The following is a 15,236-nucleotide window of genomic DNA, read 5'->3' as shown; positions in this document are numbered from 1 at the left end:
TCGTCGATCTATGTAGAATAATGAAATATAATATATTTTGCAAGTTAGTATTAATCGACTAGCAATTAAATGGTATACTAGTAGAAAGAACTTAAAAATTGTTTAATTATTTATAGAAATTGTGAAAGTCATTTATTGATAGAGTAGATTGGGAGGTGCCTTATTGATGAATAGCAATGAAATATTAGTCAGCCTAGATATAGGTACATCGAAAATAAAAGTGATTGTTGGGGAAGTATTATCAGATTCTTTAAATATTATTGGTGTAGGTCATGCAGATTCTAAGGGTATGAAAAAAGGAGCCATAGTAGATATAGATCAAACTGTGCAGTCGATTCGTACTGCTGTTGAACAAGCAGAGCGAATGGTCGATATGAAAATCCATCGTGTGATTGTTGGGATTAATGGAAATCAGGCACAGCTCCTTCCATGTCATGGAATTGTTGCGGTATCAAGCGAAAACAGAGAAATTGGTGATGAAGATGTTACGCGAGTCATTGATGCTGCACAAGTGATCTCGATTCCACCAGAGCGAGAAATTATCGATGTCATTCCAAAGCAATTTATTGTCGATGGACTTAGTGAAATTACAGATCCACGTGGAATGATTGGTGTAAGACTAGAGATGGAAGGTACGATCATTACAAGTTCAAGAACAATGTTACATAATATCCTTAAGTGTGTTGAGAGAGCAGGCTTAGAGGTTACTGATATTTGTTTACAACCATTAGCAACAGGATCTATTGCTTTATCAAATGATGAAAAAGAGTTAGGTGTTGCTTTAATTGATGTTGGCGGTGGTTGTACAACAATCTCAATCTTTGAAAATAGTCAACTAGTAGCAACTCGTGTTATACCACTAGGTGGAGATAATATTACTAAAGATATCTCTATTGGATTAAAGATAAGCTCTGAAGATGCTGAAAAAATTAAATTAAAACACGGCCATGCTTTTTATCCTGATGCACGTGAGGAAGATGTTTTTAAAGTTACAACAATAGGTAGTGATCAACAGCAAACATATAATCAACTTGATCTTGCCGATATTATTGAAGCGCGTATGGAAGAAATTTATACATATGTTGCGAGAGAAATTAAGAGAATGGATTACGCTGCATTACCAGGTGGTTTTGTATTAACTGGTGGTTGTATGAGTATGCCGGGTACACTGGAATTAGCTCAAGACCTATATAATGGTCAAGTAAGAATGGCAGTACCTGATTATATTGGAGTACGAGAGCCACAATACACTTCGGGTGTAGGAATTTTGAAATTTGCTTATTCTAATGCTAAAATCCAAGGGAAATCACTAGCACAATCTGTGTCTAAACTTAATGATGTTGATATTAAGCCTAAGAAGAAAACAACAAGACCAAAACCTACTAAGGAAAACCCATCAACGAATAAAAAGAAAGAATCTAGTTTTGCTAATTTATTTAAATACTTTTTTGATTAATACAAATTTGAAATTATGATTTAATAGAGCATCTAGCGATTGTATACTGTTTTTATAGGAGGAACGAATATGTTAGAATTTGACACAGAATTAGATCAATTAGCAACAATAAAAGTAATAGGAGTCGGCGGTGGAGGAAATAACGCTGTAAACCGTATGATTGAACATGGTGTTCAAGGTGTTGAGTTCATCGCTGTTAATACTGATGCACAAGCACTAAATTTATCAAAAGCTGAAGTAAAGATTCAATTAGGTAATAAATTAACTCGTGGCCTAGGAGCAGGGGCAAATCCTGAAATTGGCCGTAAAGCAGCTGAAGAAAGTAAAGAACAAATCGAAGAGGCTTTAGCAGGCGCTGATATGGTTTTTGTTACAGCTGGTATGGGTGGAGGTACTGGTACAGGTGCAGCTCCAATTATCTCACAAATTGCTAAAGAACTTGGTGCATTAACAGTAGGTGTAGTAACACGACCATTTATGTTTGAGGGTAGAAAACGTTCAACTCAAGCAATGGCAGGAATCGAAGGATTAAAAGAAAATGTTGATACACTAATTGTTATTCCAAACGATAGATTACTAGAAATTATTGATAAAAATACACCAATGCTTGAAGCTTTCCGTGAAGCAGATAATGTACTGCGTCAAGGGGTTCAAGGTATTTCAGATTTAATTGCGACTCCTGGATTAATTAACGTTGATTTTGCCGACGTTAAGACGATTATGTCTGATAAGGGATCAGCTCTAATGGGAATTGGTGTTGCAACAGGAGAAAATCGAGCAACAGAAGCTGCCAAAAAGGCTATCTCATCACCATTACTTGAAACGTCAATTGACGGAGCACGTGGTGTCTTAATGAATATTACAGGTGGAGCTAACTTAAGCCTATACGAAGTTCAAGAAGCAGCGGATATTGTGACTTCTGCAGCAGACCAAGAAGTTAACGTAATTTTTGGTTCAGTAATTAATGAAAATCTAAAAGAGGAAATCGTTGTTACAGTTATTGCAACTGGATTTGATGAGTCAAAAGCACCTCTAGGTCAACAAAGACAGCGACCAAACGTTAATAAACCAGGTCAACCAAAAGAACAAGTAGGACAAAGAGTACCACAAGATAATTTTCAACAGTCAAACTTCCGCGAAGAAGAAGACACATTAGACATACCTACATTTTTAAGAAATAGAAATAGAAGACGATAAATAAATAATATTCAATCCAAAATGGTGTTATCTAGTTCAACAAGAACTAGATAACACCATTTTTCATTTTAATGATTAAGACGGTTCAATGTCAAATAGTTTTGGTAGTTTTATAATTAGTCAAGAATAAATTTATTTTAGTTTTAATAAAGATACAACTTGTTCACCACAGGTGAAATACTTTCGCTTTCCATGGGCACGGCTTTAAGCTAACTGCGGTTTATAACGTGAGTTATAAAATTAAATATACTTAAAATAAAAAAATAATGTTAGTAAGTTTTCAAACTCACCAACGTTATATATTGTACAACCATTAAGACAAGTATTTTTAGGTATGGGTGACAAAATCGTTTAAAAGAAGCTAAAAATTGTTGCCAAGCTCTGACAGACTTTTTGAAGAATTATTTTTATAATATAGTCAGAGTAAAAAAGAAAGGAAACAAAAAGTGACGTTATATCTTGATGCAATCTGGCTGCTCAATTTTTTAATTGATTTAATGATTTTAAGATTAACGGGTTATTTAAGAAAAAAGAAAAATAGTGGTATTAGATTACTTCTAGGTTCAGTCTTTGCATCACTGATTGTTTTTGTCGTTGTGTTTTTTCCAAATAGTATCCTGCTCTATCCTTTAGGGAAAATCATTTTTTCAATCTTTATTATTGTCATTGCATTTAGACATAAGTCGTGGATAGAACTCCTTAAGACATGGCTATCCTTTTACTTTGTTTCATTTGCGATCGGGGGAATTTTATTAGGTGTACATTTCATCATGCAACAATCGATTCAATTTGAAAACGGGAGTTTACTGACGATTACATCAGGATACGGTACGCCTATTAGTTGGCTATTCGTTACCATTGGCTTCCCACTATGTTGGTATTTCACCAAGCAAACAATGGACAAGCAAGCATTAGTTAATTACCAAGAAGACCAGCTATTTGATTGTGAGCTTATCATCCTAAATAAAACAATTCCATTACTCGGTTATTTAGATAGTGCGAATCACTTAATTGATCCTATTAGTAAAAATCCAGTTATTATTATTGATCCAATTATAATTAAACAAATATTCAGTGAAGACGTTTATCAAAAACTTGAGGAAATGAGTCACACATTAGATATAAGTGCATTAGATCAACCACTGGCAAAATTTATTCGGCTGATACCGTATCAAGACGTGTCAAACAAAGCTGGAGTGCTGATCGCATTAAAACCAGATCAATTTACCTTTAGCTATCAAAATCAAATCATTCAGTCAAAACATGTTTTAATAGGCCTTCGTTTCTCACCGCTAGCTACTGAAAAGGAGTACAACTGTCTGTTAAATCCACAACTTTTTAAATTAGCTCAAATTAATTGAAAATCTTAAAAGGGGTGTCGTTTAGTGAACAAATTTTGGTTAGAGTTAAGAGTATTCTATTATAAACTAAGATTAAAATTAGGGATAAAGCCTAAAGAAGTCTATTACATAGGTGGAAGTAGTGCATTACCACCTCCACTTACTCGTGAAGAAGAATATCAATTACTACTGAAATTACCTAATGGTGATAAAGCAGCTAAGGCGATGTTAATTGAACGAAATTTACGCCTTGTCGTTTATATCGCAAGGAAATTTGAAAACACAAGAATAAACATCGAAGATTTAATTAGTATAGGAACGATTGGTTTAATCAAAGCAATTAATACATTTAATATTGATAAAAATATAAAACTAGCCACATATGCATCACGCTGTATTGAAAACGAAATTTTAATGTATTTACGCAAGACAAGTAAATTAAAGTCTGAAGTGTCGTTTGATGAACCGTTAAATATTGATTGGGATGGAAATGAGTTATTACTATCAGATATTTTAGGAACTGAAGAAGATTTGATTGAACGTGATATCGAAGCGTCAGTCGATAGGAAATTACTAAATAAAGCTTTAGATCAGTTAACAGGAAGAGAAAAACAAATAATGGAGCTCAGATTCGGATTGGTAGGGGAAGAGAAAATGACCCAAAAGGATGTCGCTGATCTATTAGGTATATCACAATCTTATATATCAAGATTAGAAAAGAAAATTATTAAACGGCTCCAAAAAGAATTTGAAAAAATGATTTAGACTTAAAGTAATCAAGTGATTGCTAAGAAAAAGAGCATTTTTTAATGTAATTCAAAGAAGAGTTCGGAAATTATTACCTGAATAAAACGGTCTAGCATTGGTGATACTGTTCCATGTACAGTTGGACAACATGGGAGGGTCACATATGGTTAGACATAAAGTAGAAATATGCGGTGTAGATACTTCAAAGCTACCGGTCCTCAAGAATGAAGAGATGCGGAAATTATTTCGACAATTACAAGCAGGTGATCGATCAGCAAGAGAAACTTTAGTAAATGGGAATCTAAGATTAGTATTAAGTATTATTCAACGATTTCAAAATCGTGGAGAATACAGTGATGATCTGTTTCAAGTTGGCTGTATTGGATTAATGAAGTCAATTGACAATTTTGATCTCGGTCAGAATGTTAGATTTTCTACATATGCTGTACCGATGATTATTGGAGAGATACGTCGCTACTTAAGAGATAACAATCCCATTAGAGTATCTCGCTCGTTAAGAGATACTGCATATAAAGCCCTACAAGCAAGAGAAAGAATAATTAGCAAGACATTAAAGGAACCAACTGCAGAGGAAATTGCCAAGGAATTAGGAGTTGAACAATCAGAAATTGTGTTTGCACTTGATGCTATTCAAGATCCTGTATCATTATTTGAACCCATTTATAATGATGGTGGTGATCCCATTTATGTAATGGATCAGATTAGTGATGATGCAGACGATGAAGATGATTGGATTGATCATTTATCACTAAGAGAAGGTATCAAACGATTAAATCCTCGTGAAAAGTTGATTTTAACTAAACGCTTTTTCCAAGGGCAAACACAAATGGAAGTAGCAAATGAAATCGGAATCTCTCAAGCTCAAGTATCAAGGCTTGAAAAAGCTGCTATCCAAGAAATGAATCAGGAAATGTTTAAAGGTTAAATTGAGGTTCAATGTCAAATAGTGTTGGTAGGTTATATAATTAGTCGAGAATAAATTTATATTAGTTTTAATAAAGATACAACTTGTTCACCCCAGGTGAAATACATTCGCTTTCCGCGGGATAGGCGTCAACTTTTATTGCTCCACTACCGTGTCGCAATAAGGGTTTTCTGACTTGATCTTTTCCCGCAGGAGTCGACACCCGCCGTTTAAATCACTCGATAGGCGCTCGTTAAATAAGCAAACAGGCGCTATCTATCGGAAAACGTAAAATAGATGTTGAGCCATTCTTCGGGTTTCACTCGTTTATCATTAAGGGGGAAATCCAAAGCACACAATCAACCAAAACGATCACAAAAATAAAAATGGTTCTATTTACGAAAAATTCGTACATAGAACTATTTTTTTACTTAGTGAGACTACTTATGTCCCAGCCTCATTGAACGCGGAGGTTCGGCTAACTGCGGTTTATAACGTGAGTTATAAAATAAATATACTTAAAATAAAAAAATAACGTTAGTAAGTTTTCAAACTCACCAACGTTATATATTGTACAACCTAAATTGATAAAATAGCCGATTGCATCTAGCAATCGGTTTTTAAATTGAGAAAAGTAATGTGAAGGGGTGATGAGTCATATAGTTAAATAGGGTGGTGATGATATGGAAACTTTATTAAATTTGCAAACAAAGGAAATTGTCTCTGTAGAAACAGGTGCTAGGATGGGCTATATTATCGATTTGGAGATTGATGTAGATTCTGGGTTAATTACTGATATCATCGTTGGAAATCGGTCGAGTTTAGCTCATTTATTTAATAAACGTGATGAGATTATCATACCGTGGGAAAAAATTATTACTTTAGGCAATGATGTTATATTGGTCAAATAACAGTATATTTTAGCGGGTTAAAATAGAGAATTTTCTAACAAAATGTGATAAACTATTCTTTAGAATACAGTAAAATTATATTTTATCAATTTGAAAAGAATGAACGGTCAATATAAAGATAATTTATATTTGACCGATTTTTATAATGAGGTGTTGTCCGTGGACCATTTTCAGCAAGAACATCCGACTTATCAAGTAATCAAAACGTGGAAAAAACAATTTCCAAATTTAACGGCAGGAATAACGACACGTCATGGGGGGACAAGCTCACATCCATATGAGTCATTAAATCTGGCTTTTCATGTTAATGATAATCCGCAAGATGTCATAAATAATCGAAAAATCTTAGCTAATCAACTTGGTTTCTCATTAGATCATTGGATTTTAGGTGAACAAGTTCATGGTGCAAATGTTGAAACAGTCAAATCAGATTCAGCATATGTAGGTGCTGGTTCAACACCAGACATACCTGCAATTGCTAATGTTGATGGTATAATAACGAATAAACGAAATGTATTGTTATGTGCTTTTTTTGCTGATTGCGTACCGTTATATTTTTATGATCCATCCAGCGGCTGGATAGGTATTGCACATGCGGGTTGGAAAGGCACTGTTTCTGGAATAGCAAAAGAAATGGTGAAAAGACTTAATCAAGAAGGCGTTTTGTCTAATCGTATCCACGTTGCAATTGGTCCTTCGATCGGGCCTCAACATTATCAAGTAAATCATCTCGTAATTGATCAAATTCCACAACAATACATAGAACACGTATGTGTAAAGCTAGATCATGTTGAAGATCAATATTTATTAGATCTTAAAAAGTTAAATTATCTAATGTTAATCGATCAAGCGATTAAGCCAGAGCAGATCACCATTTCACAACAATGTACGTTTGAACAAGATTACTTTTATTCACATCGACGTGATCAAGGTAAGACTGGAAGAATGCTTGGATTTATCGGATTATCGTAATTGGTATTGCATAAGGGGGAGTAATGTGTCAATCGAAGAAAATATTATCGCACTAAATCAAGAGATAAAAGAAATCTGTAAAAAAGCTGGTCGAGCAAAAGATGAAATTACACTGATAGCTGTGACAAAATATGTTACAATAGAACGAACAAAAGAAGTTGTTAATGCAGGTGTTGCAGATATTGCTGAAAATAGATTAGAAGGCTTATTAGAAAAGCAAGCTGCTCACTATGATCACCCTGTAACTTGGCACTTTATCGGAAATTTACAATCACGTAAAGTAAAAAGTTTGATTAATCAGATTGATTATTTTCATGCTTTAGATCGAATATCAATTGCAAAAGAAATTAATAAGCGAGCTGAAAAAGAAATCAAATGCTTTGTCCAAGTTAATGTAAGTGGTGAAGCAACAAAAAACGGGTTAAAGCCTGAAGAAGTGATTCAATTTATTGATGAACTAAAAGCATTCAACAAGATAAAAGTCGTTGGATTAATGACAATGGCTCCTCATACAAAGGATGAGGCAATAATCCGATCTGTGTTTCAAAAACTAAGAGCGCTGCGAGATGAAGTTATGAATCAACAGTGGGAGCACGCACCATGTCAAGGTCTTTCAATGGGGATGAGTAATGACTATCAAATTGCTATTGAAGAAGGCGCTACACATCTTCGGATTGGATCACTGATCGTCAATGAAGAAGGGTAAAGGTGATAATAATGAGTATTAAAAACAAGTTTCGCACTTTGTTCTCAGTTGAAGATGAAGAATATTATGAAGAATATCAACCTTATCGACCAAGTGAACCTGAGGAACAATTAACCCGAAGTGAAAAATACGAAAAGAAAGATAGGAAGAATGTTGTTAGTCTGCAATCTGTCCAACCACAAATTAAAGTTGTCCTTTCTGAACCTAGATCTTACGATGAAACACAAGAAATTGCAGATCATATTGTAAACAGACGTTCAGTTGTTATCAACCTACAACGGGTCGACTACGAGCAAGCAAAGCGAATTGTCGATTTTCTTAGTGGAACAGTTTATGCAGTATCAGGCGATATTCAAAAGCTGGGTCCACATACGTTTTTGTGTACACCAGATAATGTAGAGATAACTGGTAATATAACTCAAATGATTGAAGACGATGAGTGGAATTAAAGGTGGTAAATAAATGGATTATTTAGAATTGCTAGTATTAAGATTGGTTAATTTATATCAATTTGCGGTCATTATTTATATTTTAATGTCTTGGTTTCCTGGTGCTCGAGAATCTTCTATTGGTCAATTTTTAAAAAACATTGTCGAACCATACTTAGAGCCATTTAGAAAGATCATTCCACCACTTGGTATGCTTGATATTTCAGGTGTTGTAGCACTTATTACATTGGAATTCGCTACACAAGGCGTTAGAGTCTTGTTTAGCTTCTTTAGATAAGGTTAAGTAGATGGGAATTTATCAACACTTTCGTAAAGATGAAGCACCGTTTATTGATCAAGTATTAAGCTGGAAAGACCAAGTAGAGAAACAATATATTACAAAATATAGTGATTTCTTAGATCCAAGAGAGCAATATATTTTTCAAAATATTATTGGACAAGATGAACAGTTTAAGTTAGTCTTTTTTGGTGGTATTCCAAATGCTGAACGAAAACAAGCTATTTTAGCTCCTTTTTATGAAGAAATTGATAGTAATAGCTTTCCGATTAGTGTGCTAACAACGAAATACCCTGCAAAGTTTGTAACGATTGAACATCGAGATGTCTTGGGTGCTTTTTTATCATTAGGACTTCTGCGAAAGAAATTAGGGGATCTTTCAATTGATCCAGATCAAGGGATCATTCAACTCATTGTTAGTGCGGATATTAGTGACTTTATTATTGCGCAATTTAATTCAATTAAGAATGCTAATGTACAATTTCAGCCAATACCATTAAGTAAAGCGATCGATTCAAAAGATGAGTGGAGTAATCACGAAACAACTGTCAGTTCGCTACGGTTAGATGTGATGATTAAACATATTTACCGATTTTCTAGAACACAAGCGTTAGAATTGATAAAAAAAGGGTATGTTAAAGTAAATTTTAAAACTGTAGAAGATCCGGCATTCATTGTCGAATCTGGTGATATGATATCTTGTCGTGGTAAAGGTAGGAGTCGATTTAATGACATTATCACGTTAACAAAGAAGCAAAATTATCGAATTTCCTATGCTCTATTAAAAAGTTGATAAATTGATTTTTTTTGCAGGAAGTTTGACTACTTATGTCGAATATAAACATAAATGACAGAAATACAATGAATGAGGAGGTGGCCATTGTGCCATTGACACCGTTAGATATTCATAATAAAGAGTTTACTAGAGGATTAAGAGGCTATGATCAAGATGAAGTAAATGATTTTCTAGATCAAGTGATTAAAGACTTTGAAATTGTAATTCGTGAAAAGAAAGAACTTCAGCGACAAGTTGAAGATTTACAAGAAAAATTACAACACTTCAATAATATTGAGGAAACTTTAAATAAATCTATTTTAATTGCTCAACAGACAGCAGAAGAATTAAAGGGTAATGCAACGAAAGAAGCACATTTAATTGTTCGTGAAGCAGAAAAAAACGCAGATCGAATTATTAATGAAGCATTAGAGAAGGCGCGTCGAATTGAAATTGAAGTTGAGGAATTGAAAAAGCAAGGTAAAGTATTCCGAACGAGATTAAAGATGCTTGTAGAGGCTCAATTGGAGTTAGTTGAGAATAATGATTGGGATAAGTTGTTACAATCTGATGAAATTACAGAGCAGATTCAAGAAAGTGATTAATTTGGTCAAGTAAAAAAACTTGACGAATTAAAGATGATTACATATAATTCATTATCATAGATAACAATTATGATTAATGAATTAATATTATACAGGCAATGCGAGAAAGAGTAGGCTATGAAATCTTTTTAAAGCGAGCTAGGAAATGGTGTAAGCCTAGTAAAAGAACTTAGTTGAAGATCATTCTCAAGCTTCCTATTTGAACACATCTGTAAGTAAATTAGGACGGTAGCATCCCGTTATGATGAAGAGTGAGTAATATATTATTTATTAAGTATTGCTAACTAGGGTGGTAACGCGAGTTCTCTCGTCCCTTTTGGGGATGGGGGAACTTTTTTTATTTGTTGATTTAGTCTAAACAACGAGAATATTGTACACAATTAGAAACTAAGGAGGTTTTCTTAATGGATTATAAGGAAACATTATTAATGCCAAAAACTGAATTTCCAATGCGAGGAAATTTACCAAACAAAGAACCTGAACTTCAAAAAGCATGGGAAGAGGATAACCTATATCAACAGGTACAAGAAAGAACAAAAGGTCGACCGCTTTTTGTCTTACATGACGGACCTCCATATGCTAATGGTGACATCCACATGGGTCATGCACTTAACAAAGTGTTAAAGGACTTTATTGTTAAGTATAAATCTATGGCAGGCTATCATGCACCATATGTACCAGGTTGGGATACACACGGATTACCAATTGAAACGGCTTTAGCTAAGAAAAAGGTTGACCGTAAGAAAATGACAACAGCAGAATTCCGTCGCTTATGTGCGGAGTATGCATTAGAGCAAATTGACAATCAACGTGCTCAATTTAAACAATTAGGTGTACGCGGTGATTGGGATAATCCTTACATTACATTAAATAAGGAATATGAAGCGGCTCAAATTGAAGTATTTGGTGAGATGGCTAAAAAAGGATATATCTATAAAGGATTAAAACCAGTTTATTGGTCTCCGTCGTCAGAATCTGCATTAGCAGAGGCAGAGATTGAATATCAGGATAAGCGTTCACCTTCGATTTATGTAGCATTTGATGTTAAAGATGGTGGCGAACTATTATCAGGTGATGAGAAATTTGTTATTTGGACAACAACACCATGGACATTACCTGCAAACTTAGCGATTGCACTTCATCCGAATTTAGACTATGTCGTTGTAAATGTGAACGATAAGAAATATATCATTGGTGAAGAACTGTTGGAAAAAGTGGCAACAAAATTAGAGTGGGCTGATTATACAATTACTAAGAAATTTAAAGGTATTGAAGCAGATCGTCTTGTAGCTAAACACCCATTCTATGATCGAGATTCATTAATCATTGTTGGTGACCACGTAACAACTGAAGATGGTACAGGACTTGTTCATACTGCACCGGGTCATGGTGAGGATGACTTTATTGTTGGTCAAAAGTATGACTTAGATGTCCTTTGTCCGGTTGATTATAAGGGTGTCTTTACAGATGAGGCTCCAGGTTTTGAAGGGGTATTCTATGATAAAGCGAATAAGATGGTTACTGATCTATTAGAAGAGAAAGGTGCACTTCTTTCACTAGACTTTATTACGCACTCATATCCACACGATTGGCGAACAAAACAACCAGTTATCTATCGCGCAACACCACAATGGTTCGCTTCGATTAAAGATTTCCGCGAAGAAATTCTAGAGGAAATCGGTAATGTTGAGTGGCTACCTAAGTGGGGAGAAACAAGATTGTATAATATGGTAAGAGATCGTGGTGATTGGGTCATCTCTCGTCAACGTGTTTGGGGTGTGCCGATTCCAGTATTTTATGCTGAGGATCAAACACCGATCATTACGGATGAAACAATTGCTCATGTGGTGAAGCTATTCAGAGAACATGGGTCTAACATTTGGTTTGAATGGGATACAAAAGATTTATTACCAGAAGGATTTACATCAGAACATAGTCCAAATGGTATCTTTACAAAAGAGACAGATATTATGGACGTTTGGTTTGATTCAGGATCTTCACACCAAGGCGTATTAGAAGATCATCCTGAATTAAGACGACCAGCTGATCTTTACTTAGAGGGATCAGATCAATATCGTGGTTGGTTTAACTCTTCAATTTCTACAGCTGTTGCTGTAACTGGGAAAGCACCATATAAGGCTGTATTAAGTCATGGTTTTACTTTAGATGGCCAAGGTCGCAAGATGAGTAAATCGATAGGAAACGTTATCGTTCCAGCTAAAATTATGAAGCAATACGGGGCAGATATTTTACGTCTGTGGGTTGCTTCTGTAGATTATCAAGCAGACGTTCGTGTATCTGATGATATTATCCGTCAAACTACTGAGGGTTATCGTAAAATCAGAAATACATTTAGATTCTTGCTTGGTAATTTAGCAGATTTTGATCCTGAAGTTAATAAAGTTGAGGATCAGCATTTAGATGAGCTAGATCGTTATATGCTTGTTAAGTTACAACAATTGATCTCAAGAGTTCTAAATGCATATGATAATTATGATTTTTCAACTGTATTTAATTTAATTCACCAATTCTGTTCTCAAGAATTGAGCTCATTCTATTTAGACTATGCTAAAGATATTCTTTATATCGAACAGGAAAACAGCCAGCGCCGTCGTGCGATTCAAACGGTTTATTATGAAAATATCGTTACAATTGTTAAATTGATTACACCTATTTTGACACATACAGCAGAAGAGGTTTGGAGCTATATTCCAAATCAAACTGAAAAATATGTTCAATTAACTGATATGCCTAAAGCTAGAGAAATCGAACAAAGTGAAGGCTTGCTAGAAAAGTGGGATCACTTCGTAAATGTACGTGACGACATTCTGAAAGCATTAGAAGAAGCTAGAGCGGATAAAGTGATTGGTAAATCACTAGAAGCAAAAATTCTTTTATTCGGTAAAGAAGATCAAACGAAAAAGCTACTATCAGAGATTGAGCGACTTGATCAGTTATTCATCGTATCTAAGGTTGAACTTTTAGATCAAGCGAATGATCAATTGAAGGATTATGAATATGTTCAAGTTCATGTAGAAAAATATGATCAGGAACGCTGTGAAAGATGCTGGGTTGTTTCTGAGACAGTTGGTCAACATGAGTCACATCCAGATCTATGTGCAAGATGTGCTGACATCGTTGAAACATATTATTAAACAAAATTCAGACAGTTTCGGCTGTCTGAATTTTTTATCGCTAAATCAAATTAGTATAATTAACGATTAGTTGAGTTTTAGTTAATAAATATGCTAAAATTTAGTTATTACATTCAAGTATGGAGGACGTATATGTTGTATTTTCTGATAGCTTTAGTTGTCATTATTATTGACCAAATTACAAAGTGGCTTGTATTAACGAATATGGAGCTTCGAGAAAGCATTACAATTATTGAGAACTTTTTATACATAACATCACATCGTAACCCTGGTGCAGCTTGGGGGATTTTAGCTGGACAGATGACATTCTTTTATATCATCACCGCAATTGTGATTGTTGTGATTGTATATTATATAAGGAAGTATGCTCATGAAAGCCGATTGCTTGGTGTAGGTTTAGGATTAATTTTAGGTGGAGCGATCGGAAACTTTATTGATCGATTAGCTTATCAAGAGGTAGTTGATTTTATTGACGTCTATTTCGGCTCTTATAGCTATCCAATATTTAATCTAGCTGATTCGGCATTAGTGATCGGTGTCATTATGATAGGAATTGTCGTAATTAAAGATGAGTTCGGAAAGGACGCAAGGAAAAAATGACTAAATACACACATGTAGTTGATTTGGAGCAAGCGAATACTAGAATTGATAAACTATTAAGTGATATCATTAACGACACTTCAAGAGCCCAAATCCAAAATTGGATTAAATCAGGGCATGTAACGGTAAATGGTAGTGAAGTTAAAGCTAATTATCGCGTCCAAGAAAATGATCAAGTTGTTTGGGAACTACCGGAGCAAGAAAGTATTAAGATTGAGCCTGAAGCGATTCCACTTGATATTATTTATGAAGATGACGACATATTAATTGTCAATAAACCAAAAGGAATGGTTGTTCACCCATCAGTAGGACATCATTCAGGAACATTAGTTAATGCATTACTACATCATACGAAACAATTAACCACGATAAATGGTGAAGATCGTCCCGGAATAGTTCACCGAATTGATCGCGACACGAGTGGCTTGCTTATTATTGCTAAGACAGATCAAGCATATGAGTCATTGGCACAACAATTAAAGGATCGAGAAGCGCAGCGAACTTATTTAGCATTAGTTCATGGTGCTATTCCACATGAATACGGAACAATCGAGGCACCAATTGGACGAAATCCAAAGGATCGCCAAAGCATGGCTGTAGTGAACAATGGAAAAGAAGCGATTACGTATTTTGAAGTTATCGAAAGAATTAATCAAAAGTATACGCTAATAAAGTGTAGCTTGAAGACAGGTCGAACACATCAGATTAGGGTACACTTAAAATATATTGGTTTCCCAATTGTAGGGGATCCAAAGTACGGTAGAAAGAAGACTTTTCAAGAAGACGGTCAGGCCCTGCATGCTTGTGAGCTAGGGTTTAGACACCCTAAGACAAATGAATGGATGCATTTTGAAGTTGAGCCTCCACAATCTTTTATTAATTATTTAAATAAAGCAAAAGAAAGTTATTGACTTTCCTGCGAAACTCTGAAATAATGTTAATAACAAAATAACCTTTAAGACAGTCCCGTGAGGCTGAGAAGGAACAAGATACGTTATATTTGGATACGTGTATTCAAATCCCTTTTCTCGCGCGGAGAAAAGGGTTTTTTTATGGGTATGGTTATTTTGGAACGTTTTGACGATACTTACGAGTTCGTCAATAGTTAATCATAGGGGGTG

The 15,236-nt window shown here is 34.7% G+C and carries 15 protein-coding genes and 1 other annotated feature; all 15 genes read left to right on the top strand.

The window, feature by feature from the left end:
- The first annotated feature begins 166 nt into the window (after positions 1-166).
- Entirely contained in the window at positions 167-1,456 is a 1,290-nt protein-coding gene (gene ftsA / locus AXY_RS08065) for a cell division protein FtsA (protein ID WP_015010310.1), read from the top strand.
- Positions 1,457-1,525: 69 nt separating this feature from the next.
- Entirely contained in the window at positions 1,526-2,653 is a 1,128-nt protein-coding gene (gene ftsZ / locus AXY_RS08060) for a cell division protein FtsZ (RefSeq protein ID WP_015010309.1), read from the top strand.
- 446 nt (positions 2,654-3,099) lie between these two features.
- Complete coding sequence (spoIIGA, locus tag AXY_RS08055; RefSeq protein ID WP_015010308.1) at positions 3,100-4,014, top strand: sigma-E processing peptidase SpoIIGA; 915 nt, start codon at positions 3,100-3,102, stop codon at positions 4,012-4,014.
- 24 nt (positions 4,015-4,038) lie between these two features.
- Positions 4,039-4,758 (top strand): RNA polymerase sporulation sigma factor SigE, encoded by a 720-nt coding sequence (gene sigE / locus AXY_RS08050; RefSeq protein WP_015010307.1) that lies wholly within the window; start codon positions 4,039-4,041, stop codon positions 4,756-4,758.
- Positions 4,759-4,903: 145 nt separating this feature from the next.
- The gene (sigG, locus tag AXY_RS08045) at positions 4,904-5,686 is read left to right on the top strand and encodes an RNA polymerase sporulation sigma factor SigG (RefSeq protein ID WP_015010306.1); all 783 of its coding nucleotides are present in this window, start codon (positions 4,904-4,906) and stop codon (positions 5,684-5,686) included.
- Positions 5,687-6,348: 662 nt separating this feature from the next.
- Entirely contained in the window at positions 6,349-6,576 is a 228-nt protein-coding gene (locus tag AXY_RS08040) for a YlmC/YmxH family sporulation protein (RefSeq protein ID WP_015010305.1), read from the top strand.
- 159 nt (positions 6,577-6,735) lie between these two features.
- Positions 6,736-7,548 carry a peptidoglycan editing factor PgeF gene (pgeF, locus tag AXY_RS08035; protein WP_015010304.1) on the top strand — a complete coding sequence of 271 codons (813 nt, stop codon included), beginning with the start codon at positions 6,736-6,738 and terminating at the stop codon, positions 7,546-7,548.
- A gap of 25 nt (positions 7,549-7,573) precedes the next feature.
- On the top strand, positions 7,574-8,254 hold the full coding sequence (locus tag AXY_RS08030; RefSeq protein ID WP_015010303.1) for a YggS family pyridoxal phosphate-dependent enzyme: 681 nt from the start codon (positions 7,574-7,576) through the stop codon (positions 8,252-8,254).
- 11 nt (positions 8,255-8,265) lie between these two features.
- Positions 8,266-8,703 (top strand): cell division protein SepF, encoded by a 438-nt coding sequence (locus AXY_RS08025; protein WP_015010302.1) that lies wholly within the window; start codon positions 8,266-8,268, stop codon positions 8,701-8,703.
- A 13-nt stretch (positions 8,704-8,716) separates the two neighbouring features.
- Positions 8,717-8,980: a YggT family protein gene (locus AXY_RS08020; protein ID WP_015010301.1), complete on the top strand. Its 264-nt coding sequence runs from the start codon at positions 8,717-8,719 to the stop codon at positions 8,978-8,980.
- 10 nt (positions 8,981-8,990) lie between these two features.
- Positions 8,991-9,773 (top strand): YlmH family RNA-binding protein, encoded by a 783-nt coding sequence (locus tag AXY_RS08015; RefSeq protein WP_015010300.1) that lies wholly within the window; start codon positions 8,991-8,993, stop codon positions 9,771-9,773.
- Positions 9,774-9,862: 89 nt separating this feature from the next.
- On the top strand, positions 9,863-10,360 hold the full coding sequence (locus AXY_RS08010; RefSeq protein WP_015010299.1) for a DivIVA domain-containing protein: 498 nt from the start codon (positions 9,863-9,865) through the stop codon (positions 10,358-10,360).
- 89 nt (positions 10,361-10,449) lie between these two features.
- Positions 10,450-10,678 (top strand) — a binding site (T-box leader).
- Positions 10,679-10,764: 86 nt separating this feature from the next.
- Positions 10,765-13,515, top strand: coding sequence for an isoleucine--tRNA ligase (gene ileS / locus AXY_RS08005; protein WP_015010298.1), 2,751 nt, complete (start codon positions 10,765-10,767; stop codon positions 13,513-13,515).
- A gap of 132 nt (positions 13,516-13,647) precedes the next feature.
- Positions 13,648-14,115, top strand: coding sequence for a signal peptidase II (lspA, locus tag AXY_RS08000; RefSeq protein WP_015010297.1), 468 nt, complete (start codon positions 13,648-13,650; stop codon positions 14,113-14,115).
- The gene (locus AXY_RS07995) at positions 14,112-15,026 is read left to right on the top strand and encodes an RluA family pseudouridine synthase (RefSeq protein ID WP_015010296.1); all 915 of its coding nucleotides are present in this window, start codon (positions 14,112-14,114) and stop codon (positions 15,024-15,026) included. Before lspA ends, AXY_RS07995 begins: the two co-directional genes overlap by 4 nt.
- Positions 15,027-15,236 lie beyond the last annotated feature (210 nt).

Source organism: Amphibacillus xylanus NBRC 15112, assembly GCF_000307165.1.
In the GTDB taxonomy this organism is placed as follows: domain Bacteria; phylum Bacillota; class Bacilli; order Bacillales; family Amphibacillaceae; genus Amphibacillus; species Amphibacillus xylanus.
This window is presented reverse-complemented; position numbering and strand designations above follow the sequence as displayed.

Coding starts and splice junctions, on each gene's coding strand:
- ftsA (WP_015010310.1), top strand. CDS start 167: ATGAATAGCAATGAAATATTAGTCAGCCTAGATATAGGTACATCGAAA.
- ftsZ (WP_015010309.1), top strand. CDS start 1,526: ATGTTAGAATTTGACACAGAATTAGATCAATTAGCAACAATAAAAGTA.
- sigG (WP_015010306.1), top strand. CDS start 4,904: ATGGTTAGACATAAAGTAGAAATATGCGGTGTAGATACTTCAAAGCTA.
- AXY_RS08040 (WP_015010305.1), top strand. CDS start 6,349: ATGGAAACTTTATTAAATTTGCAAACAAAGGAAATTGTCTCTGTAGAA.
- AXY_RS08025 (WP_015010302.1), top strand. CDS start 8,266: ATGAGTATTAAAAACAAGTTTCGCACTTTGTTCTCAGTTGAAGATGAA.
- AXY_RS08020 (WP_015010301.1), top strand. CDS start 8,717: ATGGATTATTTAGAATTGCTAGTATTAAGATTGGTTAATTTATATCAA.
- AXY_RS08015 (WP_015010300.1), top strand. CDS start 8,991: ATGGGAATTTATCAACACTTTCGTAAAGATGAAGCACCGTTTATTGAT.
- ileS (WP_015010298.1), top strand. CDS start 10,765: ATGGATTATAAGGAAACATTATTAATGCCAAAAACTGAATTTCCAATG.
- lspA (WP_015010297.1), top strand. CDS start 13,648: ATGTTGTATTTTCTGATAGCTTTAGTTGTCATTATTATTGACCAAATT.
- AXY_RS07995 (WP_015010296.1), top strand. CDS start 14,112: ATGACTAAATACACACATGTAGTTGATTTGGAGCAAGCGAATACTAGA.